The organism is Pseudomonas sp. Marseille-QA0332 (assembly GCF_054950175.1).
In genome coordinates this window covers 3086239-3112997 of record NZ_CM143106.1, presented here as the reverse complement: position 1 = coordinate 3112997, position 26759 = coordinate 3086239, and the positions used below count along the sequence as shown (strand labels likewise).

Sequence of the window (26759 nt, the reverse complement as noted above, 5' to 3'; positions counted from 1 at the left end):
CGCAATGACTAGTTTGCATGCCGATGAGGCGTTTCTCGAGCACTACCAACTGAGCCATGACCCGTTCGCCGCGCGTGTACCAGGCTTCAAGTTCTTCCCGGCGCAGCGCAAGCCGGTGCTGGGGCAACTGCACCACCTGGCGCGCTATAGCCAGCTGATGCTGGTGGTGACCGGGCCGGTCGGCAGTGGCAAGACCCTGCTGCGCCAAGCACTGGTCGCCAGTACCAACAAGCAGGCCGTGCAGAGCGTCGTGGTGTCGGCTCGCGCGGCCGGTGACGCCGCCAGCGTCCTCGGCCAGGTAGCCCAGACGCTGGGTGTGGCTCGGCCAGAGGTGCCGGATATCCTCGCCCAGGTCGTGCAACTGGCCCTGACCGGACAGGAAGTCTATTTGCTGGTGGACGATGCGGAACAACTTGACGAGTCGGCACTCCAAGCGTTGCTGGAACTGACCGCTGGCGTCCCCGAGGGGCGTCCGCATGTGTTCCTGTTCGGCGAGCCGTCACTGATCGCTGGGCTGGAGGAGCTCAATGAAGACCAGGAGCGTTTCCACGTCATCGAGCTTGCGCCCTACAGCGAAGACGAAACCCGCGAATACCTGGAGCAGCGCCTGGAGGGCGCCGGTCGAGGCATCGAGGTGTTCACCCGTGAGCAGATCGCCGATATCCATGAGAATTCCGATGGCTGGCCTGGCAATATCAACCAGGTCGCCAGGGAGACCTTGATCGAAGCCATGATCGCCAGCCGCAGCTCGGCCAAGCGACCATCCATGGGGTTCAATATGCCTAAGAAACATGTCCTGGCACTGTCAGCTGTCGTCGTGGTCGCCGTGGCCGCCGCCGTGCTCATGCCCAAGAAGAGCGACAAGCCGGTCGAGGCGCCGGCCCAGCAAGCGCAGCTTCCACTGGGGCAGGGCCAGCCTGCCGATGGCCGCTCTTCCGGCGGCAATCCGGCCATCGAGTTCTCCGGTTCATCGCAGCCACTGCCGCTGGGCGGGCAATCGCAGCCAATCATGCGCGAGCCACTGGCCGAAGCGGCCGGCATGGGCGAGGGCGACGAAGGCGGTCCCGCTGGCACTACCGCCTTGCAGCCGTCCAACCCGCCGACCGTGACCACCACCGCTCCACCGCAAGGCATGGCCGCAGGCCCCGCGCCAACGCCGGTGCAGCCTGGCAGCAGTGCCCCATCCGCGCCGGCGACCGCTCCGGTACAGAAGCCGGTGGCTGCTGCGCCTGCCAAGCCTGTCGCACCGGCCGCCAAGCCCTCCGCGCCGGCCAATCCGGTGGCTGCCGCCAAGCCTGCTGAAAAGCCCGCTGGCGGTAATGCCGGGGGCGGCTGGTATGCAGCGCAGAAGCCTGGCAATTACGTGGTGCAGATCCTCGGCACCAGTTCCGAAGCGTCGGCCCGGGCGTTCGTCAAATCCCAAGGTGGTGACTACCGCTATTTCAAGAAAACCCTGCAAGGCAAGCCACTGTACGTGGTCACTTATGGCAGCTTCGCCAGCCGTGATGCCGCCGTTGCCGCAATCAAAGCCTTGCCAGCCAAGGTCCAGGCTGGTAAACCTTGGCCTCGTACGGTGGCCAGCGTCCAACAAGAGCTGGCGACCGCCCGCTGATACCTTCCGGGCAGCATCACCCCGCTGCCCTGTAGCTGAGCGATTCCGAACTTTCCAGGCCTGCTGCGCGTCGTGCGGCAGGCTTGCCTGTCCCAGGCTGCCGGCCACGAGCCTCTCTTGCAGTCCAGGCTGAAACGCTTCAGACTCAAGTCGATCCGTTATCACGGAAACTGACAAGAAAAATTCAAAATGGCGACACAAGTTTTCGATGATTCGTCATGAAAATTTGTGGGTCTGATTGTCGCTGTGCAACAATGGTCATCCATTACCCCCTGCAAAAAGCTGGCGATTGATCGGCGCGGATGGTAAGTGTTTGTTAAAAAAAGAGATTTGCCTTGGTTGAGAGGCAAACCTGGTGAGAAGTGTCTATGAAAACAGGTCTGTACCATCCCGAAGAATTCAAGGACAACTGTGGCTTCGGCCTGATCGCCCACATGACGGGCGAGCCGAGCCATCATCTTCTGCAAACCGCGATGCAGGCGTTGACCTGCATGACCCACCGCGGTGGCATCAACGCGGACGGCAAGACCGGCGACGGTTGCGGTCTGCTCATGCAGAAGCCAGATGCCTTCCTGCGCGCCGTCGCTAGCGAGCATTTCGCCATCGAGCTGCCGAGGCAGTACGCCGTCGGCATGGTCTTCTTCAATCAGGATCCGGCGAAGGCCGAGGCCGCTCGCGCCAACATGAATCGCGAGATCCTTGCCGCCGGCCTGCAGCTGGTCGGCTGGCGCAAGGTGCCGATCGATACCAGCGTGCTCGGCCGCCTGGCGCTCGAGCGCCTGCCGCAGATCGAGCAGGTGTTCATCGGAGGCGAAGGGCTGAGCGACCAGGCGTTCGCCATCAAGCTGTTCAGTGCCCGTCGTCGTTCCTCGGTGGCCAACGCCGAGGATGCCGATCACTACATTTGCAGCTTTTCGCACAAGACCATCATCTACAAAGGCCTGATGATGCCGGCGGACCTGTCCGCCTTCTATCCCGACCTGGGCGACGAACGCCTGAAGACCGCGATCTGCGTATTCCACCAGCGTTTCTCCACCAATACCCTGCCGAAGTGGCCACTGGCCCAACCATTCCGCTTCCTCGCGCACAACGGCGAAATCAACACCATCACTGGCAACCGCAACTGGGCGATGGCGCGTCGTACCAAGTTCGCCAACGATCTGATCCCCGACCTGGAAGAGCTTGGCCCGCTGGTCAACCGTGTCGGCTCGGATTCCTCGAGCATGGACAACATGCTCGAGCTGATGGTCACCGGCGGCATCGACCTGTTCCGCGGCGTGCGCATGATCATTCCGCCGGCCTGGCAGAACGTCGAGACCATGGACGCCGACCTGCGCGCGTTCTACGAGTACAACTCCATGCACATGGAGCCCTGGGACGGTCCGGCCGGCGTGGTGATGACCGAAGGCCGGCATGCCGTCTGCCTGCTCGACCGCAACGGGCTGCGTCCGGCGCGCTGGGTGACCACGACCAATGGCTACATCACCCTCGCCTCGGAAATCGGCGTCTGGGACTACAAGCCTGAGGAAGTGGTGGCCAAGGGCCGCGTGGGGCCAGGCCAGATTTTCGCCGTGGATACCGAGACCGGGCAGATCCTCGATACCGACGCGATCGACAATCGCCTCAAGTCGCGCCATCCCTACAAGCGCTGGCTGCGTCAGCATGCGCTGCGTATCCAGGCCAGCCTGAGCGACGATCCGGGCGTCGCCAGCTACGATGCCGACCAGCTCAAGCAGTACATGAAGATGTTCCAGGTCACTTTCGAGGAGCGCGACCAGGTTCTGCGTCCGCTCGGCGAGCAAGGCCAGGAAGCGGTCGGCTCCATGGGCGACGATACGCCCATGGCGATCCTGTCCCAGCGGGTGCGTTCGCCGTTCGACTACTTCCGCCAGCAGTTCGCGCAGGTGACCAATCCGCCGATCGACCCGCTGCGCGAAGCGATCGTGATGTCTCTGGAAATCTGCCTGGGCGCCGAGCGCAACATCTTCCAGGAGTCTCCCGAGCATGCCTCGCGGGTGATCCTCAGCTCGCCGGTGATTTCCCCGGCCAAGTGGCGTTCGTTGATGGCGCTGGAGCGCGAAGGTTTCGAGCGCCAGCTGATCGACCTCAACTACGAGCAGGGCATCGGGCTGGAAGCGGCCATCCGCAACATCGCCGACCAGGCCGAGGAGGCCGTGCGCGGTGGCAAGACCCAGCTGGTGCTCAGCGATCGCTTCATCGCTCCGGGCAAGCTTCCGGTGCATGCATCCCTGGCCGTCGGGGCGGTCCACCACCGCCTGACCGAGCAGGGCCTGCGCTGCGACAGCAATATCCTGGTCGAGACCGCGACCGCGCGTGACCCGCATCACTTCGCCGTGCTGATCGGCTTCGGCGCCTCGGCCGTCTACCCTTACCTGGCCTATGAGGTACTGGCCGACCTGATCCGCACCGGCGAAGTGCTGGGCGACCTGGACGAAGTCTTCAAGTACTACCGCAAGGGCATTTCCAAGGGCCTGTTGAAGATTCTCTCGAAGATGGGCATCTCGACCATCGCTTCCTACCGCGGCGCCCAGCTGTTCGAGGCTGTCGGTCTGTCGGACGAAGTGGTCGGGCTGAGCTTCAAGGGCGTGCCCAGCCGCATCAAGGGCGCGCGTTTCGTCGACCTGGAAGGTGACCAGAAGCTGCTGGCGGCCGAAGCCTGGAGCGCGCGCAAGCCGATCCAGCAAGGTGGCCTGCTGAAGTTCGTCCATGGCGGCGAGTACCATGCCTACAACCCTGACGTGGTCAACACCCTGCAGGCCGCGGTACAGCAGGGCGACTATGCCCGGTTCAAGGAATACACCGCGCTGGTCGACAAGCGCCCGGTCTCCATGATCCGCGACCTGCTCAAGGTCAAGGAAGCCGAGCAGCCGATCCCGCTGGAGCAGGTCGAGCCACTGGACGCGATCCTCAAGCGCTTCGACTCGGCCGGCATCTCCCTCGGCGCACTGTCGCCGGAAGCCCACGAGGCCCTGGCCGAAGCCATGAACCGCCTGGGCGCGCGCTCCAACTCCGGCGAGGGCGGCGAGGACCCGGCGCGCTACGGCACCCTGCGCAGTTCCAAGATCAAGCAGGTGGCCACCGGCCGCTTCGGGGTCACGCCCGAGTACCTGGTCAATGCGCAAGTGTTGCAGATCAAGGTGGCCCAGGGCGCCAAGCCCGGCGAAGGTGGCCAGCTGCCAGGCGGCAAGGTCAATGGCCTGATCGCGCGGCTGCGCTACGCGGTGCCTGGAGTGACGCTGATTTCGCCACCGCCGCACCACGATATCTATTCCATCGAGGACCTGGCCCAGCTGATCTTCGACCTCAAGCAGGTCAATCCGCAGGCGCTGGTCTCGGTCAAGCTGGTGGCCGAGGCCGGCGTTGGCACCATCGCCGCCGGTGTGGCCAAGGCCTATGCCGACCTGATCACCATTTCCGGCTACGACGGTGGCACCGGCGCTTCGCCGCTGACCTCGATCAAGTATGCCGGCGCGCCATGGGAGCTGGGCCTGGCCGAGACCCACCAGACCCTGCGCGGCAACGACCTGCGCGGCAAGGTGCGGGTACAGACCGACGGCGGCCTGAAGACTGGCCTGGACGTGATCAAGGCGGCCATCCTCGGTGCCGAGAGCTTCGGCTTCGGCACCGCGCCGATGATCGCCCTGGGCTGCAAGTACCTGCGCATCTGCCACCTGAACAACTGCGCCACCGGCGTGGCGACCCAGAACGACAAGCTGCGCAAGGACCACTACATCGGGACCGTCGACATGGTGGTGAACTTCTTCACCTTCGTTGCCGAGGAGACCCGCGAGTGGCTGGCCAGGCTTGGCGTTCGCAGCCTCGGCGAGCTGATAGGCCGCACCGAGCTGCTCGAGGTGCTGCCAGGCGACACCGAGCGTCAGCATCACCTGGACCTCAGCCCATTGCTGGGCAGCAGTCATGTCCCGGCGGACAAGCCGCAATTCTGCCAGGTCGAGAAGAACCCGCCGTTCGACCAGGGTGAGCTGGCCGAGAAGATGGTACAGATGGCCATGCCGTCGATCCGCGACCTGGCAGGTGGCCAGTTCAGCCTCGACATCTGCAACTGCGATCGCTCCATCGGTGCCCGGGTGTCTGGCGAGATCGCCCGGCTGCACGGCAACCAGGGCATGGCCGGCGCGCCGATCACCTTCCGCTTCAAGGGCACCGCGGGGCAGAGCTTCGGCGTGTGGAACGCCGGTGGCCTGCACCTGCACCTGGAAGGCGATGCCAACGACTATGTCGGCAAGGGCATGACCGGCGGCAAGCTGACCATCGTCCCGCCAGCCGGCAGCCCGTTCCAGACCCAGCACAGCGCCATCGTCGGCAACACCTGCCTGTACGGCGCCACGGGCGGCAAGCTGTTCGCCGCCGGCACTGCCGGGGAACGCTTCGCGGTGCGCAATTCCGGCGCCCATGCCGTCGTGGAAGGCACCGGCGATCACTGCTGCGAATACATGACCGGTGGCTTTGTCTGCGTCCTTGGCAAGACCGGTTACAACTTCGGTTCTGGCATGACTGGCGGCTTCGCCTACGTGCTCGACCAGGACAACACCTTCGTCGACAAGCTCAACCACGAGCTGGTGGAGATCCAGCGCATCAGTGGCGAGGCGATGGAGGCCTATCGCAGCCATCTGGCGCGGGTCCTGGCCGAATACGTGGAAGAGACGGGCAGCGAGTGGGGCCGCGAGCTCTCGGAAAATCTGGATGACTACGTGCGGCGCTTCTGGCTGGTCAAGCCCAAGGCGGCCAACCTCAAGCACCTGCTCTCCAGCACCCGCGCCAACCCGCAGTAAAGGCAGCTGCACGGGGTGAGCTTCGAGCTGCAGGCAGCCGCTCGGGCTCCCCGGCTTACGTGATCGACTTGCGGCTTGGAGCTTGAGGCTCGCGGCTGCTGTAAAGAGGTTTTGAAAAATGGCTGAACGTCTGAGCAACGACTTCCAGTTCATCGAAGTAGGGCGCAAGGATCCCAAGAAGAAGCTGCTGCGCCAGCGCAAGAAGGAGTTCGTGGAAATCTACGAACCTTTCAAGCCGCAGCAGTCCAGCGAGCAGGCACATCGCTGCCTGGGCTGCGGCAACCCATATTGCGAATGGAAGTGTCCGGTACACAACTTCATCCCCAACTGGCTGAAGCTGGTGTCGGAAGGCAACATCCTGGCCGCGGCGGAGCTGTCGCACCAGACCAACACCTTGCCCGAGGTCTGCGGTCGCGTCTGCCCGCAGGACCGTCTGTGCGAGGGTGCCTGTACCCTCAACGATGGCTTCGGTGCCGTGACCATCGGCTCGGTGGAGAAATACATCACCGACACTGCCTTCGCCATGGGCTGGCGTCCGGACATGTCCAAGGTCAAGCCGACCGGCAAGCGTGTCGCCATCATCGGTGCGGGCCCGGCGGGCCTGGGCTGCGCCGACGTGCTGGTACGCGCTGGGGTGACGCCGGTGGTGTTCGACCGCAATCCGGAAATCGGTGGCCTGCTGACCTTCGGCATTCCGGAGTTCAAGCTGGAGAAGACCGTATTGAGCAATCGCCGCGAGGTGTTCTCCGGCATGGGCATCGAGTTCCGCCTCAATACCGAGGTGGGCAAGGATGTCACCCTGGAGCAACTGCTCGCCGAATACGACGCGGTATTCATGGGGATGGGCACCTATACCTACATGAAAGGTGGCTTCCCCGGCGAAGACCTGCCGGGCGTGCATGATGCGCTGGACTTCCTGATCGCCAACGTCAACCGCAACCTGGGCTTCGAGAAATCGCCGGCGGATTTCATCGACATGCAAGGCAAGACGGTGGTAGTGCTCGGCGGGGGCGATACCGCGATGGACTGCAACCGCACCTCGATCCGCCAAGGCGCCAAGTCGGTGACTTGCGCCTACCGGCGTGACGAGGCGAACATGCCAGGTTCGCGCAGGGAAGTGAAGAACGCCAAGGAAGAAGGGGTAAAGTTCCTCTACAATCGCCAGCCTATCGCCATCGTCGGCGAGGACAAGGTCGAAGGCGTCAAGGTGGTCGAGACCCGTCTCGGCGAGCCGGACGCACGCGGGCGGCGCAGCCCCGAGCCGATTCCAGGCTCCGAGGAAATCCTCCCGGCCGATGCCGTGGTGATCGCTTTCGGCTTCCGTCCCAGCCCGGCAGCTTGGTTCGAGCAGTTCGACATCCAGACCGACAGCCAGGGCCGCGTCGTCGCCCCGGAGAAAGGCCGGTTCAAGCACCAGACCAGCAATCCCAAGGTGTTCGCCGGGGGCGACATGGTCCGCGGCTCGGACCTGGTGGTCACGGCGATCTTCGAAGGCCGTACCGCGGCCGAGGGAATCCTGGACTACCTGGAAGTCTGATCGAGCGCTGCCGGCGCGTGGGCTGCGCCGCCATTGGTAGGTATCTGCCGAGCGGCGGCCGCTCCTGCGCGGCGTCATGGGTGGGTGTTCACCGCGCCACCCCGGCGGCGGCTACAGAACAGCCGTGCCTTTTTACCGTGCGTCTGAGAAAATGCCCTCACTTTTCTCCCGGATGCCGACATGACTGCCTTGAAGAACGACCGTTTCCTGCGCGCACTGCTCAAGCAACCCGTGGACGTGACGCCTGTCTGGATGATGCGCCAGGCCGGGCGCTACCTGCCGGAGTACCGGGCCAGCCGTGCCAAGGCGGGGGACTTCATGAGCCTGTGCAAGAATCCGCAGTTCGCTTGCGAGGTCACCCTCCAGCCACTGGACCGCTATGCCCTGGATGCGGCGATTCTCTTTTCCGACATCCTCACCATTCCCGATGCCATGGGCCAGGGATTGTATTTCGAGACCGGCGAAGGGCCTCGTTTCAGGAAGGTGATCGGCAGCATGGCCGACATCGAGGCGCTGCCGATTCCGGATCCACACCAGGACCTGGGCTATGTCATGGATGCGGTCGGCACCATTCGCCGCGAGCTTGATGGCCGTGTTCCACTGATCGGTTTCTCCGGCAGTCCCTGGACCTTGGCCACCTATATGGTCGAAGGCGGGTCGTCCAAGGACTTTCGCAAGACCAAGGCGATGCTCTACGACCAGCCACAGGCCATGCACCTGCTGCTGGACAAGCTGGCGCAGTCGGTTACCAGCTACCTCAACGGGCAGATCCAGGCGGGCGCCCAGGCCGTGCAGATCTTCGATACCTGGGGCGGCAATCTTTCGGCCGCGGCCTACCAGGAGTTCTCCCTGGCCTACATGCGCAAGATCGTCGCTGGCCTGATCCGCGAGCACGATGGACGCAAGGTTCCGGTGATCCTGTTCACCAAGAATGGCGGCCTGTGGCTGGAAAGCATCGCCGAGGCCGGAGCCGATGCCCTGGGCCTGGACTGGACCTGCGATATCGGCGATGCCCGCCGCCGGGTCGGCGACAAGGTCGCGCTGCAGGGCAACATGGACCCGACCGTGCTCTATGCCAAGCCCGAGGCAATCCGCAAGGAGGTGGCCCGGATCCTGGCTAGCTATGGTCACGGAAGCGGACATGTGTTCAACCTCGGCCATGGCATCACGCCCGAGGTCGATCCCGAGCACGCTGGTGCCTTCATCGAGGCCGTACATGAGTACTCGGCGCAGTATCACCGGTAACGCACCGAAGCGGCCGCGGGGGGCTCCCAGCTCGCGGCCTTGTGCCATTAAGCTTGAATTCAGCCCCCGCCGCTAATCTGGTCCCATCCCAACCCGCACAGGACCAGAACCATGAAGACTCGTCATCTTGCCTTGCTGCTCGCCCCGCTGTTCAGCACTGCCGCCCTCGCTGCCGGCTATACCGGCCCTGGCGCGCAGCCCGTGACGACCGTCGCCGCCGCCAAGGAAGCCGCCGACGACACGCCCATCGTGCTGCAAGGCTTCGTGACCAGGAAGATCGACAATGACGACAAGTACGAATTCAGGGACAACACCGGCACCATCACCATCGAAATCGATGACGAGGACCTGCCGCCGACGCCGTTCGACGACAAGACCAAGGTCAAGCTGACCGGCGAGGTGGAAAAGCACCTGATGAATCGTGAGGTGGACGTGGACAGGGTCGAAATCGTCAACTGATCCTCGAAACCGGCGACAGCAGGCCATCGTCGCCGGGTCGATCCGTCGGGCTCAGGCGGTCTTTGGCGGCAGGCGGCTCAGGTGCCAGGCGATGAACAGGGCGACGCCCAGCAGGCCGCCGATGAACAGTCCGATGCCGTTCCAGCCACCCAGGTGCCAGAACACCCCGCCTGCCGTCCCGGCAACGCTCGAACCTGCGTAGTAGCTGAACAGGTACAGTGACGAAGCTTGTCCCTTGGCCTGCAATGCTCGCCGGCCGATCCAGCTGCTGGCTACCGAATGGGCGCCGAAGAAACCGAAGGTGAACACCAGCATGCCGAAGATCACCAATGGCAGAGGTGTGGCCAGCGTCATCGTCATGCCGCTCGCCATCACCACGATGCTGGCCCAGAACACCTTGCGGCGTCCGAGCCGGTCGGCCAGCGCGCCGATCTGGGCGGAACTGTAGATCCCCGAGAGATAGACTACCGAGAGCAGGCCGACCAAGGTCTGATTCATGTGGTAGGGCTCGGCGAGCAGCCGGTAGCCGATGTAGTTGAAGAGCGTGACGAAGGCGCCCATCAACAGGAAGGCTTCGAGGAACAGCCAAGGCAGGCCGGCGTCTCTGAAGTGCATCACGAAGCCGTCGAGCAAAGTGCGTGGGCGAAGCGGTTGGCTGCGAAAGTTGCGCGATTCGGGCAGTACCTTCCAGAACACCAATGCCGCCACCAAGGCCAGGCCACCGATGCACAGCATTGCCGTATGCCAGCTGACGAAATCGATCAGTACCCCAGCGATCAGCCGGCCACTCATGCCACCGATCGCGTTGCCGCCGATGTACAGGCCCATCGCCAGGCCAATGTGCCGTGGATGGATTTCCTCGCTCAGATAGGTCATGGCCACGGCCGCCAGGCCGCTGAGCGACAGGCCGACCAGCGCACGGGTGGCCAGCACGCTTTCCCAGGTCGGCATGATGGCACTGGCCAGGGTCGCCAGCGCTGCGCAGACCAGGGCAAAGACCATCACGGGCTTGCGCCCGATGCGGTCGGAGAGCGGGCCGGTAACCAGCAGGCCAATGGCGAGCATGGCGGTCGAGACCGACAGCACCAGGCTGCTTTGTGCGGCGTTGATGGAAAACTCCCGTGACAGCAGGGGCATCATCGGCTGTACACAATAGAGCAGTGCGAACGTGGCGAAGCCACCGCTGAACAGGGCCAGAACGGTCTTCATGAAGGCCGGGGTGCCTTTCTCGATCCAGGCATCGCCGGCCACCCCAGCGGTCGCCGGCTTGGCTTGAAGGGAAGACGAGGCTAGGGCGGTTTTCACGAACAGGTGACCTCTGGAGTCGATGAGCAACGCTATGTGGAAAATCATATAGCTGGCTAATGATTAGATCCAATATATTGTTCGACCTATTTGATAGGTCTTGCGAATCATTGGGGGTGTCATGGAATTGCGTCACTTGCGCTATTTCGTTGCCGTGGCCGAAGAGCTTCATTTCGGACGCGCCGCGCAGCAGCTGGGTATCTCCCAGCCGCCGTTGAGCCAGCAGATCCAGGCACTGGAGCAGGAACTGGGGGCCCGGCTGTTCGAGCGTACCAACCGCCGGGTCGAACTCAGCGAGGCGGGTCGGCTGTTCCTGGACGAGGCCCGCCTGGTGCTGGCTCAGGTCGAGAAAGCCGCCGACGTGGCACGCCGGGCACAATTGGGCGAGTTGGGGGACATGAAGATCGGATTCACCTCTTCCGCTCCGTTCACCTCGAGAATTCCCAAGGCACTGCGCACGTTTCGCCAGCGTTATCCGGCGGTGCACCTGGATCTCAAGGAAATGAGCAGCCGGGAGGTGGCCGATGCGGTGTTCGATGAGTCGATCGAAGTCGGCATCATGCGACCGATGCCGCTGCCCGAGGGGCTGAGGATGACCGAACTGTTTCGCGAGCCGCTGGTGGCGGTGCTCAACGCGGCCCACCCGCTGGCCGAGGGCAGCGAAGCCGGGTTGTCCATGCAGGCTCTGGCCCATGAGCCCTTCGTCTTCTTCCCACGCAGCTATGGCAGTGGGCTGTACGCGCAACTGCTCAGCCTGGCGCGCCAGGCAGGCTTCAATCCCTATTTTGCCCAGGAGGCCGGAGAGGTAATGACCATCATCGGGCTGGTCGCCGCCGGGCTTGGGGTCTCGGTATTGCCAGCCTCCTACCAGCGCATGCGAATCGAAGGCGTGGTCTACCGCACCTTGACCGATGAAGAGGCAGTCAGCGCGGTCTGGCTGGTCCAGCGCCAGGGCCCCAGTTCAGCCATGGCCAAGGCATTCGTCGAGCTGCTGACCAGCGAGGTGATCATGGCCTGATGCCGGCCCAGTCGATCGCAAACACGCTGGCCAATCAGTTCCAGGCGACACATACTCGGGCATTCCCGAGACATGGAGGCCAGTCATGCGACGTGTGGTGTTCAACCAGAAAGGTGGCGTGGGCAAGTCCAGCATCGCCTGCAACCTGGCGGCGGTCAGCGCCAGCGACGGCTACCGTACCTTGCTGGTCGACCTGGATAGCCAGGCCAACTCGACCCAGTACCTGACGGGCCTTGCCGGCGATGACATCCCCACTGGCATCGCCGACTTCTTCAAGCAGACCTTGGCCGGTGGCCCACAGGCCAAGAAGAACAAGGTCGAGGTCCACGAAACCCCCTTCGAGAACCTGCACCTGGTCACCGCGAACGCCGAGCTCGCCGACTTGCAACCCAAGCTCGAGGCCAAGCACAAGATCAACAAGCTGCGCAAACTGCTCGACTCGCTGGACGAAGACTATGAGCGTATCTACATCGATACGCCGCCTGCCTTGAATTTCTATGCAGTTTCCGCCCTGATCGCTGCCGACCGCGTGCTCATTCCTTTCGATTGCGACAGCTTCTCGCGCAATGCCCTGTACGGCCTGCTCGCCGAGATCGACGAGTTGAAGGAGGATCACAACGAGGATCTGAAAGTGGAGGGCATCGTGGTGAACCAGTTCCAGCCCCGCACCACGCTACCCCAGCAGATGCTCGACGAACTGCTCGCCGAAGGTTTGCCCGTGTTGCCGGTGTATCTGGGCAGTTCGGTGAAGATGCGCGAATCTCACCACGCCAGCCTGCCACTGATTCACCTCGATGCCAGGCACAAGCTGACCCGGCAATTCGTCGAGCTGCATGCGCTGCTCGAAGCCGACAGCTAGTCGGATCAGGGCCGTTCCGGCGGCTGCAAAGCTTGCCGGGGCTGGCCTGGTCCGCTTGTGGCAGCCTTGCGCACCGCACAGGCGAAACGCTGGCCTCAAACGCCCTGGCTGCCCAGCCATTGCAGCAGGCCTGGCAGCGGCAGGGCTCCGGCCTGGCGCGCCACCTCACTGCCATTGCTGAACAAAATCAGGCTGGGAATCGAGCGTATGCCGAGCTGCCCGGCCAGTTGCCGGTTGGCCTCGCTGTCGAGCTTGGCCAGACGGCAGCGACCGAGCAGTTGCCGGGCAGCCTGCTCGAACACCGGGGCGAAGGCTTTGCACGGGCCGCACCAGTCGGCCCAGACGTCCAGCAGCAAGGGCAGGTCGCCCTTGATCTGGCTGGCATAGTCACCCTCGGCCAGATCGAATGGCTTGCCAGGCAGGACGGGCTGCTTGCAACGCCCGCACCTGGGCGCATCGCCAAGGCGTTCGGTCGGCAGCCGGTTCAGGCCGTTGCAGTAGGGACAGGGGACCAGTAACGAGGACATCATGGAGGGCTCCGTCGAAGTCGTTGGCAGTGCATGGACATGGCCAGTGTACCTTGCGGGCGCGATCACGAAGAACAGCTGATCTCCAGGTGCTTGCCCCACTCCGGTGGACGCTCGGCGTACGCTTGCATCCCCGGTTGCTCCTCGAAAGGCCTGGTCAGTACCTGGTGCAGGCGCCTCACCTCGTTGTAGTCGCCTGCCTGGGCGGCCTCGATGGCCTTCTGGGCCAGGTAGTTGCGCAGAACATACAGCGGGTTGACTGCATGCATGCGCTCCCGCCGGCCGGCGGCATTGTCCGGCTCGCGCTCGCAACGCGCCAGGTACGCCTTGCCCCATTCATCGAAGCCTGCCAGGTCGACGAAGTCGTCACGCACGACTCGCAGGGCCTGGGCTACCGGCTGGTCACCGAGCTTGCGGAAGAACAGGGTGTAGTCGACCGCGCCTTTGTGCATCAGTTGCAGCAGGCGCTCGACCAGCTCCATGTCGTCGTCTTCGGCGACGGTGAAGCCCAGGCGGCGGCGCATCAGGTCCAGGTAATGGGCCTGGTACAGCGGCAGGAACATGTCCAGCGCCTGCTTGAGGGGCTCTACCTCGATGAAAGGCGTCAGCGCCTGGGCCAGCGCGCTGAGGTTCCAGCGGGCGATCGGCACCTGATTGCTGTAGCTGTAGCGGCCGCGATCGTCGGAATGGTTGCAGATGAAGTTGGCGTCGAAGTCGTCGAGGAAGGCATAAGGGCCGAAGTCGAAGGTGATGCCCAGGATCGACATGTTGTCGGTATTCATCACGCCGTGGCAGAACCCATATGCCTGCCAGCGGGCAATCAGCTCGGCGTTGCATTCGACGATGCTGCGGAACATGGCCAGGTAGGGCTGCTCGGCCTGGCGACATTCGGGATAGTGGGCCTCGAGCACATGGTCGAGCAACACGCGTTGCTGTTCCGGTTGACGCGTGTAGTAGAAATATTCGAAGTGGCCGAAGCGTACATGGCTTTCGGCCATGCGCAGGACCATCGCGGCGCTTTCGCGGGTTTCGCGCCATACCGGCGTGCTGGAGCCGATCACGCAGAGGGCGCGGCTGCTCGGGATGCCCAACGCATGCAGGGCCTCGGAAGCGAGAAACTCGCGGATCGACGAGCGCAGCACGGCACGGCCGTCACCCATGCGCGAGTAGGGTGTCGGCCCGGCGCCCTTGAGGTGCAGATCCCAATGCTCGCCTGCATCGTTCAGCACTTCGCCGAGCAGCAGGCCGCGGCCATCGCCCAGGCGTGGCGTATAACCGCCGAACTGGTGGCCCGAATAGACCATCGCCCGCGGGTCGGCTGCTTCCCATAGCTGGTGCCCGCTGAAGATTTCGGCGAACAGCGGCGTTTCGGCCTGCCGAGGGTCGAGGTCGAGCAGGGCCATGGCTGCTTCACTGGCCACCACCAGGCGCGGCTCGGCGATCGGTTCGGGGAGCACTTGAGTGGAAAAGGCATCGCCCAGTCGGGCGAAGCGATTGTCGAAGGTCAGTTGATCGAGGGTTTTCAAGGGCCTGCTCCTATCGAATCCGATCGCACGTCGGGACGGCGCGATACGAAGGGGGTGCGCCCGTATCCGGGCGCTCATGTGCTATGGAGTCCGCTCAGGCCGGTCGAGTGCCATCGGGTTTGTCGACGCCGTCGCCTTGGGTAGCGATGCGTTTCTGCCGGCTGCCGTTCGGCTCCATCAGGAACACCTCGACCTGACGTACCGATATCTTGATGTCGTGGGCCCTGAATTCCCGGTCGATGTAGCGGTTGATCTCGTCGAGGGTGGGGTTGCGGTCGCCCAGGTCGCGTACATGCATGCGCAGTTCATGCTCCAGCGCGTTCTCGCCGAAGTTCAGGAAATAGACCAACGGTTCCGGATCCTTGAGCACGCGCGGGTTCTCATGGGCGCCCTTGAGCAGCAGTTCGCGCACCAGATCCAGGTCCGAGCCGTAGTCGATGCCCAGCTTCAAGGTGACCCGGGTCACCGTATCGGTCAGCGACCAGTTGATCAGCTGCCCGGTGATGAAGGTCTTGTTCGGGACGATGATGTCCTTGCGGTCGAAGTCGGTGATGGTGGTGGCACGGATGCGGATCTTACTGACGGTGCCGGAGAGGTTGCCGATGGTGATGGTGTCGCCGATGCGCACCGGGCGTTCGAACAGGATCATGATGCCCGAGATGAAGTTGGCGAAGATCTCTTGCATGCCGAAGCCCAACCCCACCGAAAGCGCTGCCACCAGCCATTGCAGCTTGTCCCAGCTGACCCCAAGGGTCGAGAGCGTGCTGACGAAGCCGATGCCGGCGATCGCGTAGGACAACAGGGTGGTGGTGGCGTAGGCGCTGCCCTGGGCCAGGTTCAGGCGCGACAGCACCAGCACTTCGAGCAGGCCCGGCAGGTTGCCGGCCAGGGCGAAGGTGATGCCGACGATCACCAGCGCGCCGAGCAGGTCGCCGAGGCTGATCGGTACCATGCTGGCGGCCGCTCCGGTGCCGCTGGTGTATTCGTACAGGGTGACATTGTTCAGGTAGGAAAAGACCGTGATCAGATCCGACCAGACCCAGTACAGGCCACCGATGAAGCCACCGAGCAGGGCCAGGCGGATCAGCCGCAAGGACTGCTGGTTGACCTGCTCGATATCCAGTGTCGGCTCCTCGCTGATCAGCTCGCCGTCCTGGTTGTCCTTGGCTGCCTGGCGCTTGCTCAGGGCTCGCTGGTAGGCCAGGCGCCGGGCAGCCACGCTCAGCCCGCGCACGAAAGCCGCCTCGATCACCAGCCAGAAGAGCAGCAGGTAGAGGGTATAGATCAATCGGTCGGTGAGCTTGAGCGCCGTGTAGTAGTAGCCGAAGCAGACAGCGACGAACAGCGCGATGGGCAAGGCGGTGAAGGCCACGCCCACCGCCTTGCGGAACAGCGAGGTGCTGCGGTGGGCCGGGCTGCTGAGCAGCAGGCGACTGAGCAGCCAGGCCATCGATGCGTAGCAGGTCAGCACCACGCCTATCCCCAGGACATCGTCGGCCAGGGCCGAAGGCTGGTGTTCGGCGACCGCGACCACGCCAACCAGGGCCAGCACCACGATGCCCAGCCGCCGCACCCAGCCGCGAAGAAACTCGACCTGCGGCTTGTACCAGCGGAAATGCACCTCGGCCACGCCACCTGGGGCGAGTATCCGATAGGCGGTGTAGAACACCAGCCAGGCCTGTGCCAGTTGCCACAGCGCGGCGCCAAGGTTGGCGTTCTGCCCACGCGCATCGATCTGCAGGGCGTAGCCACACAGCGCCAGGGCCAGGGCCACTGGCAGCGCCAGCAGGACATTGATCAGGATCGCCTGGGGGGTGTGCCACTGGCTGTCGCGCTTGAAATGGCCGATATCCTGGTGGACCTTGCTCAGACGCTGGTAAAGGTAGGTCCGGCGCCACAGCAAGGCGCCGATCAGCAGCAGCAGGGGGAGGAACAGCAAAGGCCTCTGGGCCAGCCCGTCACCCAGCTCCTTGACGCCCGAACCCCAAGGCAGGCTGGCGACCTGCTCGACCAGCCGTTGTGGCACCAGGCGCAGCCACTCCCAGTCGAGCGGCTTGTTGCTGGGGATCCAGAACATCTGTTCGTCGAGGGTGGTGCGCAGGTTCTGGGCCATGGCCAGCAGCTGCTTCTGGTTCAACTGCAACGTGATCGACTCGTTGAGCAGCGCACTGAGTTCGCGGTTGAGGCGCTCGAGCAGGTCGCTGCGCGTGATCGCCAGTTCCAGCAAGGCCTTGCGCAACTGCGGCGTGGCTTCTTCCTGGGGCTGGTTGGCCAGCAGGCGATCGACATGGCTGCCCGGCGTGCTCATCTGCTCGCGTTGCTGGTTGACCTCGAATTGATACAGGCGAGTGTCGGCGATCTGGTCGGCCAGGTCACGGTCGAGCTTGAGGTGTGGCAGGGCCTGCTTCTGCTTGTAGAGGATCTTCGACAGCAACAGGCTGCCCTTGAGTACGCTGATCTGTTCGTCCAGGGCCTGGTCGGCCTGGGTCAGGCTGTCGAGCTGCTGTTTGGTCTGCAGGTTCTGCTGGGTCAACTCGTTGAGCCGATCGGTACTCCTGAACAGGTAGTCGGACAGCTTCAGATTGGTCGCGCTCTCGTTGGCCAGCAGGGCGCTGCCGCCAGCTTTCTGCGCTTCGATCGACTGTTGCGTGACGGTCTGCCGAGACTGTTCCAGACGCTTTTCGTTGATCAGCGTCTGCAGGTCCTGGATCTCCTGCTCCAGGCGCGCTGCCCGTTCGAGCAGCAGGTCATGGCGAGCGTTGCCCAGGTCCTGCAGCAGGCTGTTGCCAGCCAGTTCCTGACGGCGCAGCAAGATGAGGGCATTGAGCGAAAGCAGCTCGGCGTTGAGCTGGTTGCGCTGGTCGGCATTGAGCGTCTTGCCGTTGTCCTTGCCAGCCTTGAGGCTGTTGTTGATCTGCTGGATACGTGTCTGGTTGTTGCTGATCTCGGCCTGCGCCCGCTCGGGTCGGGTCTGCGAGTTGATGATCAGGCTGTTGGCCTCGGACAAGGCCCTTTGCAGGTCGCCTTGCTGGGCGGTGCGTTCGCTGAGCATCTGCTCGAGCTGCGGCACGCTGAAGCTGGCGTAGCGCTGCGCGACCGGCAGCGTCTTGCTGGCGTGGAGCTTGGCCAGCTCCTGCTGGCTATCGCGAATTTCAGCAGGCGCCTGGGCGAGCTGTTGCTTGAGCGCCGCGAGCCTGCCATCGCTGTCCTGCTTGCTGGCGAGCAGGGCCAGGGTCTGCTCGAGCACCTGTTGCAGCGCCTTCTGCTCGGCCTCAGGCAGCTTGCGCTCGGCGATCTTGTCGAGGCTGTGCTGGACGCTGGCGGTGGTAGGCGCTTCTTCGGCCAGGCTGGCGAACGAAAGCGAGAGGCACAGCCCCAGCAGGGCTGCGCGAAGGGTCACGCGCAGGGACATAGTCAGGATCTTGCGAAACGGGGCGACAACGGATTCTAGAGGAACAACCCGGGGCTGGGTCGAGTACCTTCGGGGAATTTGACGCCGACCTTGAGGATCTTGTTCCCCTCCATGGCCGCCACGGTCCACAGCGTGCCGGCCCATTCGATCTGGTCGCCCACCACTGGCGCGCCCTTGACCTTCTGTCGGATGAACTGCGCGAGCGGCATCTTCGGGTCCTGGGTCTCGATCTGCAGGCCATACAGCGCGGCGATCGCCCCCAGCTCGGCATCGCCCTCGAGCACGAAGTCGCCGAAGAAGCGCAGGTCTAGACCACGCTGCGGCGGCTTGCTGAACAGCTTGCCGAGCGCCGGAAGATGATGTTCGTGGCCGATCACGCAAAGCAGGTCATCGACTTCCAGCACCGTGCTGCCTGAAGGGTGAAGCAACCGTTCGCCACGGAACAGCGCGGCGATGCGGGTACCTTCGGGCATCTTCAGTTCACGCAGGGCCGCGCCGATGCACCACTTTTCCGCACCGAGCCGATAGACGAACAGCTCCCATTCGCTGGTGATGTTCACCTCCAGGGCAGAGCGGGAGATCGGCGCCGGATCCGGGGGGACGGTGACCTTCAGGAGCTTGGCCATCCACGGCAGGCTGGTGCCTTGTACCAGCAGCGACACCAGGACGATGAAGAAGGCCAGGTTGAAGAACAGCTGTGCATCCTCGAGCCCTGCCATCAAGGGGAACACGGCGAGGATGATCGGTACCGCGCCGCGCAGGCCGACCCATGAGATGAAGGCTTTCTCGCGGCCATGGAAGGCCTTGAACGGCAGCAGCGCAGCGAGCACCGAGAGCGGCCGGGCGAACAGGATCATCCACAGCGCCAGACCCAGTGCCGGCACTGCGATAGGCAGCAGGTCATGGGGCGTGACCAGCAGGCCGAGGACCAGGAACATGCCGATCTGCGCCAGCCAGGCCATGCCGTCGAGCATGTGCAGGATGCCGTGGCGACTGCGGATCGGCCGGTTGCCCAGCACCAGCCCGCACAGGTAGACCGCCAGGAAGCCGCTGCCATGCAGGGCATTGGTCAGGGCGAAGACCGCCAGCCCGCCGGCGATCACCAGGATCGGGTACAGGCCGCTGGCCAGGTGGATACGGTTGACCAGTTGCAGCAGCAGCCAGCCACCACCCAGGCCTAGCAGGCCACCGATGCCGAATTCGCGGATCAGATGGGTCAGCAGGCTCCAGTGCAGACCGGTCTGGCCGCTGGCGATCATCTCGATCAAGGTGACGGTGAGAAACACCGCCATGGGATCGTTGCTGCCTGATTCGATTTCCAAGGTCGCGGTGACCCGCTCGTTCAGGCCCTTGCCACCGAGCAGCGAGAACACTGCCGCGGCATCGGTGGAGCCGACGATCGCACCGATCAGCAGCCCCTGGATGAGGCTCAGGTCGAACAGCCAGGCGGCGACCATGCCGGTCAGCCCGGTGGTGATCAGTACCCCGACGGTCGCCAGCGACAGTGCCGGCCACAAGGCCACGCGAAAGCTTGCCACGCGGGTGCGCAGCCCGCCATCGAGCAGGATCACGGCGAGCGCCAGGTTGCCCACCAGATAGGCGACGGAGTAGTTGTTGAAGATGATCCCGCCGCCATCGACGCCGGCAACCATGCCGACCGCGAGGATGATGACCAGGATGGGAATGCCCAGGCGCGAGGACAACGAGCTGACCAGGATGCTTGCGCTCACCAGCAAGGCGCCGATCAGGAACAGGCTGTTGATGGTGCTCGCATCCAAAGGCTTCACTCCGGTACATCGCGGGAAGGGGACCTGGCTGGGGCTACGGCAAGCAGGTCGCGTGCCAATCGATTCTAACCTGAGGAATCAGGTGCAAGCCACAAGCTGCGAGCCGCAAGCGGATCGGCGCCACCGGTCTGCTCTTGCTTGCAGCTTGCAGCTTGCAGCTTGCAGCTTCTTAGCCGCGCTTGACCTCGCGTACCGGCTTGCCTCGTACCGGGGCGCCGTTGGCCACGTAGTACTTGGCGTTGCTGCGGGGCAGCGGCGGGCGGTTGCGGATCCGGTCGGCGATCTTCTCGGCGATCATGATCGTGGTGGCATTGAGGTTGCCGGTGATGATGATCGGCATGATCGAAGCATCGACCACTCGCAGGCCTTGCATGCCATGGACGCGGCCCTGGCCATCGACCACCGCCATTTCATCTTCGCCCATCTTGCACGAGCAGGAAGGGTGGAAGGCTGTCTCGGCATGCTCGCGGATGAACTGGTCCAGCTCCTCATCGGTCTGCACGTGTTCGCCAGGGCTGATCTCGCGGCCACGGTACGGGTCCAGGGCTGGCTGGGCCATGATCTCGCGGGTCAGACGGATGCCATCACGGAATTCCTGCCAGTCCTGTTCGGTCGCCATGTAGTTGAAGAGGATGCTCGGGTGCTGGCGTGGGTCTTTCGACTTGAGCTGCACACGGCCACGGCTGGGCGAGCGCATCGAGCCCATGTGCGCCTGGAAGCCGTGCTCCTTCACACCGTTGCTGCCGTTGTAGTTGATCGCCACGGGCAGGAAGTGGTACTGGATGTTCGGCCATTCGAACTCGGGACGGGTACGGATGAACCCGCCGGCCTCGAACTGGTTGCTGGCGCCGATGCCAGTGCCACTGAACAGCCATTGGGCACCGATGGCCGGCTGGTTCCACCACAGCAGCGAAGGGTACAGCGAGACTGGCTGGGTGCAGGCGTACTGCAGGTACAGTTCGAGATGATCCTGAAGGTTCTCGCCCACGCCTGGCAGGTCGTGCACCACGGGGATGTCGAGGCTTTCGAGCAGCGCGCGCGGGCCAACCCCGGAGCGTTGCAGAAGCTGTGGCGAAGCGATGGCGCCGGAGCTGACGATGACTTCCTCGCGCGCACGCGCCTCGATGCGCTCCTCGCTGTCGCCCACCAGGTAGGTAACGCCGATGGCACGCTTGCCTTCGAACAGTACCCGGTCGGTCAGGGCGTGGGTGACGATGGTCAGGTTGGGGCGTTTCCTGGCCTGGTCCAGATAGCCTCGCGCCGTGCTGGAGCGACGGCCTTGCTTGGTCACCGAGCGGTCCATCGGGCCGAAGCCTTCCTGCTGGTAGCCATTGAGATCTTCAGTGCGCGGATAACCCGCCTGCACGCCTGCCTCGACCATGGCGTGGAACAGCGGATTGTTGCCTGCCTTGGGCGTTGCCACGCTGACCGGACCATCGCCGCCGTGGTAATCGTTGGGGCCGATGTCACGGGTTTCCGCCTTGCGGAAGTAAGGCAGGCAGTCCAGGTAGGTCCAGTCTTCCAGGCCGGGCAGCTTGGCCCAGCCATCGAAGTCCAGGGCGTTGCCGCGGATGTAGCACATGCCGTTGATCAGCGAGGAACCACCCAGGCCCTTGCCGCGCCCGCACTCCATGCGCCGGCCATTCATGTGCGGCTCCGGGTCGGTCTCGTAGGCCCAGTTGTAGCGGCGCCCTTGCAGTGGGAATGCCAGCGCGGCGGGCATCTGGGTGCGGAAGTCGAAACGGTAGTCAGGCCCGCCTGCCTCGAGCAGCAGTACACTGACGCTGGCGTCTTCGGTCAGGCGGGTGGCGAGGGTGTTACCGGCCGAGCCGGCTCCGACGATGATGTAGTCGTATGTCATGGCTCTCTCCTGGGAGCAGCTGCAAGCCTCGAGCGGCAAGCTGCAAGCAAAGGCAACTCGGCGCGCTTGCGCAATGGATGGGGGCTGCAAGGGCCGGCGGCGCGACGCCACTCGGCTCTTGCTTGCAGCGTGCCGCTTGAAACTTGCGGCTTGGACCTGCGGGTCAGAACACCGAGGCGTAGTCGCCCAGCTCGACCTGGACCGACTTGATTCGGGTGTACTGGGCCAGCGAGCTCACCCCGTTTTCGCGACCGATGCCGGATTGCTTGTACCCGCCGACTGGCATTTCCGCGGGCGATTCGCCCCAGGCATTGATCCAGCAGATGCCCGCTTCGAGCTTGTGGATGATGCGATGCGCGCGGCTGAGGTCGTTGGTGCATACGCCAGCGGCCAGACCGTAGTCGGTGTCGTTCGCCCGGCGAATGACTTCTTCCTCGGTCTCGTAGGTCAGGATGCTCATGACCGGGCCAAAGATTTCTTCCCGGACAATGGTCATGTCGTCCCGGCAGTCGGTGAACACGGTCGGGGCGACGAAGGCGCCGTTGGCGAAGTCGCCGTCCAGCAGACGCTCGCCACCGCACAGCACGCGTGCACCCTGTTCCTTGCCCTTGGCGATGTAGCCCAGCACGTTTTCCATGTGCGCGAAGCTGACCAGCGGGCCGAAGTTGGTGTTTTCCTCTTCGGGGTTGCCGACCCGGATCCGGGCGACGCGCTCGAGGATCTTGGCTTCGAAGGCTGACTTGAGCGCTGCCGGAACGAACACGCGGGTGCCGTTGGTGCAGACCTGGCCGGAGCTGTAAAAGTTGGCCATCATGGCGATGTCGGCGGCGCGGTCCAGGTCGGCATCATCACAGATGATCAGCGGCGACTTGCCACCCAGTTCCATGGTGACTTCCTTGAGCGACGAACTCGAGGCACTGGCCATGACCTTCTTGCCGGTCGTGGTGCCGCCGGTGAAGGAGACCTTCTCGATCCGTGGGTGCTCGGTCAGCCAGGTGCCGACTTCTCGGCCGCTGCCGGTCAGGACGTTGAACACACCGTCCGGCAGGCCGGCCTCGGTGTAGATCTCGGCCAGCTTGAGAGTGGTCAGCGAGGTGACTTCGCTGGGCTTGAAGATCATCGCATTGCCAGCGGCCAGGGCCGGGGCGGATTTCCACAGCGCGATCTGGATCGGGTAGTTCCAGGCACCGATACCGACGGTCACGCCCAGTGGTTCGCGACGGGTATAGACGAAGGCGCTTTCGCGCAGCGGGATCTGCTCGCCCTCGATCGCCGGAACCAGGCCTGCATAGTATTCGAGCACGTCGGCACCGGTGACGATGTCGACGTAACGGGTTTCCGAGTAGGCCTTGCCGGTGTCGAGCGTCTCCAGCATGGCCAGCTCGTCGTTGCGCTCGCGCAGGATCTCGACGGCGCGACGCAGGATACGCGAGCGTTGCATGGCGGTCATTGCCGCCCAGACTTTCTGGCCACGCTCGGCGCTCTGCACGGCACGCTCGACGTCCGCTTCGGTGGCGCGTTGCACATGGGCGAGGACCTCGCCGTTGGCCGGGTTGATGGCTTCGAAGGTGGCGTCGGTGCCAGCGTCGACATAACCACCGTCGATGTAGAGTTTTTGCGTTCCGAAACGGGCCATAGAGTCCTCGCAAGTGCAATGTGAATGGCTATTCGCGTCGTGCTCCTGCCAGTTCGGCGATCGCTTCGCGCGTTTTTCCAGCGGCCTGGGCGCCGTCGTTGGACGGGGCCTGGCGCTTGGCCAGTTGTAGATCCATGTATTCGTAGGCGATGCGAATCGCCTGCTCGGTATCGAACGAATCCCCCGAAAGGGCACCGCGCAGCCATAGGCCGTCGATCAGCGCCGCCAGCCCGCGGGCCGCGAGGCGCGCCTCGGTCAAGGGAAGCGCGCGACGGAACTGGCAGCACAGGTTGGAATACAGGCGGTGATCATTGATCCGCTGCAACCGGTGCAAGGACGGCTGGTGCATGCTCGAGGCCCAGAAGGCCAGCCAGGTCTTCATGGCTGGACCGTTGACCTGGCTGGCATCGAAGTTGCCCTCGATGATCACCTTCAGGTGGGCCCGCGGGCTGCCGTCCGCCAGTGCCTGGCGACGCTGCGCAACGCCTTGGTTGAGCATGCTCATGATGTAGCGCATGGTCGCTTCGATCAGGCCGTTCTTGTCCCGAAAGTAGTGACTGATGATCCCGTTCGACACACCGGCCAGGCGGGCGATCAGCGCAATGCTGGCATCCCCCATTCCGACCTGGTCGACAGCCTGCAAGGTGGCTTCGATCAATTGCTGGCGGCGGATGGGTTGCATACCGACCTTGGGCATCTCGTACATCTCCTCAGGCCTGCGAGCAGTCGACGCGCAACTGCCTCGGCGAAGCCAGTCTATTTTGTTTTGATTGAACGTTCAATCAATAAAGAATAAGCTCTGCGACAATTTGTGCCATTGACAGCTTCAAGGGCCGTCGAGGCCGGCACGAATCGAGTCCCAGGAATGCGTGGAAGCGCCGTATGGCAGGGCTTTGAAAACATCGGCAGGGTGCCAGTGGCAACTGCCGAACGGTCATCGCCAGCGCAGCGAACCGATCGGAGCGTAGCCAGGCGTGCCTGTTTCGTCCCGCTGCGTGCACGAACCACGTTTCCCTGGACGCTTTTATAACACCTGAAGCAGTAGGGCTATTGCACCAATTGCTCGGGGCCATACCGATTAGCCTCCATACCCGCACTGCCGGAGCCTTCGTGCAATGAGTTCTGCCTCCCTTACCAAACCCCCCGCCGAAAGGGTGCGCGTCAACCGCGTGGTGTTCTGCACCTCGGCGTTACTGATCCTGTCGCTGACCCTGCTGCTCATCGCCGTGCCCGACACTGCCGGCCGTGTGCTAGATGTCGCCCAGTCGTGGCTCACCCGAACCTTCGGCTGGTACTACATGCTGGCGATCTGCGGCTACCTGGTGTTCGTCGTCGCGCTGGCTTTCTCGGATTTCGGCAAGCTCAGGCTGGGCGGCAAGGATGACCAGCCGGACTTCAGCTATGGTGCCTGGGCCGGCATGCTGTTCTCCTCGGGCATCGGCATTTCGCTGCTGTACTTCGGAGCCTCCGAGCCTCTGGATCATTACCTCAACCCACCGGAAGGGGTGCCGTCGAGCATGCAGGCGGCCCGTCATGGCCTGCAACTGACGTTCCTGCACTGGGGGCTGCACGGCTGGGCCATCTATGCATTGGTAGGCCTGGCCGTGGGCTACTTCGCCTATCGTCACAATCAACCGTTGGCGTTGCGCTCGGCCCTGTTCCCGCTGTTCGGCGAGCGCTGGGTCAGGGGCGGCGCAGGCCATGCGGTCGACATCTTCGGCATGTTCGTGACGTTGCTGGGCCTGGTGACCAATCTTGGCATCGGCTCCATGCAGGTGGCCTCGGGCCTGGAGTACCTGTTCGGCATGGAGCACGACCGGACCAACCTGCTGGTGGTGATCCTGGTCATGAGCGGCGTGGCGACCATCGCTGCGGTGTCCGGCGTGGAAAACGGCATTCGCCGGCTGTCCAACCTGAACATCCTGCTGTTCAGTGGCCTGCTGCTGTTCGTGTTGCTCGGTGGCCAGACGCTGCACCTGCTCAATGGCTTGGTGCAGAACGTCGGTGACTACCTCAACGGCTTCGTGCTCAAGACCTTCGACTTTTACGTGTATGGGGACGATGGGGCCAAGTCCGAGCGTTGGCTCGGCCTGTGGACCGTTTTCTACTGGGCCTGGTGGATTTCCTGGGGACCGTTCGTCGGCATGTTCATTGCGCGTATCTCCAAGGGGCGCACGGTGCGCGAACTGGTCGCCGGCGTATTGTTGATTCCGTTGGGCTTCACCTTGGCCTGGCTGTCGATCTTCGGCAACACCGCGCTCGACCTGGTCATCAACCAGGGCGCGGTGGAGCTCGGCAAGACGGCGGTCGAGCAACCCTCGATGGCGATCTACCAGTTGCTCGAGTACTTCCCTGCCGCGCGGATCGTGGTCGGGGTGGCGGTGTTCGTCGGTTTCGTGCTGTTCCTGACACCGGCCGATTCCGGCGCGGTGATGATGGCCAACCTATCCTGCAAGGGCGGCCACGTCGACGAAGACGCACCCAACTGGATGCGGATCTTCTGGGCGGTGATCATCACGCTGGTCACCATTGGTCTGTTGTTCGCGGGGAATTTCGCAGCCATGCAGACCATGGTGGTGCTGGCGGGTCTGCCGTTCTCGGTAGTCCTGGTGCTATTCATGTTCGGCCTGTACAAGGCGATGAAGCAGGATGCCCAGCTCGAGCAGGAGCGCGCCGAGCTGGCTGCCCGCGGTCGCCGCGGCTTCAGTGAGCGGCTGACCCAGCTGGAGCTGCAACCCACCCAGGCCGTGGTCCAGCGCTTCATGGACAAACAGGTCGCCCCGGCGCTGCGCGAAGCGGCGGCGCAGATGAGCAGCCTTGGTTTCGACGTCGAGACGCGTCTGGGGCAGTCACGTGCGCTAATGGGCTTGCGCGTGCCGATGGCCGAGGGTAACCCGTTCGTCTACGAAGTGAGCCTGGATGGGTACCTGGCCGCCTCGAACGAAGCGCCGGTCGATGGCGAGCCCGAGGTACGCCAGCGCTTCTACCGCGCCGAGGTGTACTTGCATGACGGTAGCCAGGAGTACGACCTCATGGGCTTGCGCGGCGAGCAGATCGTGCGTGATGTACTGGACCAGTTCGAAAGTCATCGCCAGGTACTGGGCCGCGTGTATAGCTGATCCTGCTTGAACGGGTACCAGGCCCGGTTCGCCAGAACCGGG

General features: G+C 63.8%; 16 protein-coding genes. 8 read left to right on the top strand and 8 right to left on the bottom strand.

Translation table 11 applies throughout. The annotated features are described in order from the left end of the window. The first annotated feature begins 4 nt into the window (after window positions 1-4). From ACY8GK_RS14380 to ACY8GK_RS14360, 5 genes are all read left to right on the top strand, one after another. Window positions 5-1612: an AAA family ATPase gene (locus tag ACY8GK_RS14380; protein WP_462401492.1), complete on the top strand. Its 1608-nt coding sequence runs from the start codon at window positions 5-7 to the stop codon at window positions 1610-1612. A gap of 368 nt (window positions 1613-1980) precedes the next feature. After that, window positions 1981-6426, top strand: coding sequence for a glutamate synthase large subunit (gene gltB, locus ACY8GK_RS14375; RefSeq protein WP_196175694.1), 4446 nt, complete (start codon window positions 1981-1983; stop codon window positions 6424-6426). Window positions 6427-6544: 118 nt separating this feature from the next. Beyond that, on the top strand, window positions 6545-7963 hold the full coding sequence (locus tag ACY8GK_RS14370; protein ID WP_196175696.1) for an FAD-dependent oxidoreductase: 1419 nt from the start codon (window positions 6545-6547) through the stop codon (window positions 7961-7963). 180 nt (window positions 7964-8143) lie between these two features. After that, window positions 8144-9208, top strand: a complete 1065-nt coding sequence (gene hemE, locus ACY8GK_RS14365; protein ID WP_196175698.1) for a uroporphyrinogen decarboxylase — start codon at window positions 8144-8146, stop codon at window positions 9206-9208. 111 nt (window positions 9209-9319) lie between these two features. Continuing rightward, window positions 9320-9667: a YgiW/YdeI family stress tolerance OB fold protein gene (locus ACY8GK_RS14360; RefSeq protein ID WP_196175700.1), complete on the top strand. Its 348-nt coding sequence runs from the start codon at window positions 9320-9322 to the stop codon at window positions 9665-9667. Between the two features lie 51 nt (window positions 9668-9718). On the opposite strand, the gene ACY8GK_RS14355 is transcribed toward ACY8GK_RS14360, so the two are convergent. Next, entirely contained in the window at window positions 9719-10972 is a 1254-nt protein-coding gene (locus ACY8GK_RS14355) for an MFS transporter (protein ID WP_462401491.1), read from the bottom strand. A 121-nt stretch (window positions 10973-11093) separates the two neighbouring features. Between ACY8GK_RS14355 and ACY8GK_RS14350 the strand changes: the two genes are divergently transcribed. Continuing rightward, complete coding sequence (locus ACY8GK_RS14350) at window positions 11094-11990, top strand: LysR family transcriptional regulator (RefSeq protein ID WP_196175704.1); 897 nt, start codon at window positions 11094-11096, stop codon at window positions 11988-11990. Window positions 11991-12075: 85 nt separating this feature from the next. Further along, the gene (locus ACY8GK_RS14345; protein ID WP_196175706.1) at window positions 12076-12849 is read left to right on the top strand and encodes a ParA family protein; all 774 of its coding nucleotides are present in this window, start codon (window positions 12076-12078) and stop codon (window positions 12847-12849) included. 95 nt (window positions 12850-12944) lie between these two features. Here the strand turns inward: ACY8GK_RS14345 and trxC are convergent, their stop codons facing one another. From trxC to betI, 7 genes are all read right to left on the bottom strand, one after another. Beyond that, window positions 12945-13379, bottom strand: a complete 435-nt coding sequence (trxC, locus tag ACY8GK_RS14340) for a thioredoxin TrxC (RefSeq protein WP_196175708.1) — start codon at window positions 13377-13379, stop codon at window positions 12945-12947. A gap of 62 nt (window positions 13380-13441) precedes the next feature. After that, a complete protein-coding gene (selO, locus tag ACY8GK_RS14335; RefSeq protein WP_462401490.1) occupies window positions 13442-14902 on the bottom strand; it encodes a protein adenylyltransferase SelO in 1461 nt (486 codons plus the stop codon). A 94-nt stretch (window positions 14903-14996) separates the two neighbouring features. Further along, on the bottom strand, window positions 14997-18314 hold the full coding sequence (gene mscK / locus ACY8GK_RS14330) for a mechanosensitive channel MscK (RefSeq protein ID WP_196175712.1): 3318 nt from the start codon (window positions 18312-18314) through the stop codon (window positions 14997-14999). A 35-nt stretch (window positions 18315-18349) separates the two neighbouring features. Then, window positions 18350-20092, bottom strand: coding sequence for a potassium/proton antiporter (locus ACY8GK_RS14325; protein ID WP_196175714.1), 1743 nt, complete (start codon window positions 20090-20092; stop codon window positions 18350-18352). Between the two features lie 178 nt (window positions 20093-20270). Further along, complete coding sequence (betA, locus tag ACY8GK_RS14320; RefSeq protein WP_196175716.1) at window positions 20271-21962, bottom strand: choline dehydrogenase; 1692 nt, start codon at window positions 21960-21962, stop codon at window positions 20271-20273. Between the two features lie 163 nt (window positions 21963-22125). After that, complete coding sequence (betB, locus tag ACY8GK_RS14315; protein WP_462401489.1) at window positions 22126-23598, bottom strand: betaine-aldehyde dehydrogenase; 1473 nt, start codon at window positions 23596-23598, stop codon at window positions 22126-22128. Window positions 23599-23626: 28 nt separating this feature from the next. Further along, window positions 23627-24295: a transcriptional regulator BetI gene (betI, locus tag ACY8GK_RS14310; RefSeq protein ID WP_196175720.1), complete on the bottom strand. Its 669-nt coding sequence runs from the start codon at window positions 24293-24295 to the stop codon at window positions 23627-23629. A 418-nt stretch (window positions 24296-24713) separates the two neighbouring features. On the opposite strand from betI, the gene ACY8GK_RS14305 reads away from it, so the two are divergent. Further along, window positions 24714-26717 (top strand): BCCT family transporter, encoded by a 2004-nt coding sequence (locus tag ACY8GK_RS14305; RefSeq protein WP_462401488.1) that lies wholly within the window; start codon window positions 24714-24716, stop codon window positions 26715-26717. Window positions 26718-26759: the final 42 nt, after the last annotated feature.

Bases quoted from the DNA above. Each gene is read 5' to 3' on its own strand.
- ACY8GK_RS14360 (WP_196175700.1), top strand. From the start codon at position 9,320: ATGAAGACTCGTCATCTTGCCTTGCTGCTCGCCCCGCTGTTCAGCACT.
- betI (WP_196175720.1), bottom strand. From the start codon at position 24,295: ATGCCCAAGGTCGGTATGCAACCCATCCGCCGCCAGCAATTGATCGAA.
- ACY8GK_RS14305 (WP_462401488.1), top strand. From the start codon at position 24,714: ATGAGTTCTGCCTCCCTTACCAAACCCCCCGCCGAAAGGGTGCGCGTC.
- ACY8GK_RS14380 (WP_462401492.1), top strand. From the start codon at position 5: ATGACTAGTTTGCATGCCGATGAGGCGTTTCTCGAGCACTACCAACTG.
- betA (WP_196175716.1), bottom strand. From the start codon at position 21,962: ATGACATACGACTACATCATCGTCGGAGCCGGCTCGGCCGGTAACACC.
- ACY8GK_RS14350 (WP_196175704.1), top strand. From the start codon at position 11,094: ATGGAATTGCGTCACTTGCGCTATTTCGTTGCCGTGGCCGAAGAGCTT.
- gltB (WP_196175694.1), top strand. From the start codon at position 1,981: ATGAAAACAGGTCTGTACCATCCCGAAGAATTCAAGGACAACTGTGGC.
- trxC (WP_196175708.1), bottom strand. From the start codon at position 13,379: ATGATGTCCTCGTTACTGGTCCCCTGTCCCTACTGCAACGGCCTGAAC.
- hemE (WP_196175698.1), top strand. From the start codon at position 8,144: ATGACTGCCTTGAAGAACGACCGTTTCCTGCGCGCACTGCTCAAGCAA.
- ACY8GK_RS14370 (WP_196175696.1), top strand. From the start codon at position 6,545: ATGGCTGAACGTCTGAGCAACGACTTCCAGTTCATCGAAGTAGGGCGC.
- betB (WP_462401489.1), bottom strand. From the start codon at position 23,598: ATGGCCCGTTTCGGAACGCAAAAACTCTACATCGACGGTGGTTATGTC.
- mscK (WP_196175712.1), bottom strand. From the start codon at position 18,314: ATGTCCCTGCGCGTGACCCTTCGCGCAGCCCTGCTGGGGCTGTGCCTC.
- ACY8GK_RS14345 (WP_196175706.1), top strand. From the start codon at position 12,076: ATGCGACGTGTGGTGTTCAACCAGAAAGGTGGCGTGGGCAAGTCCAGC.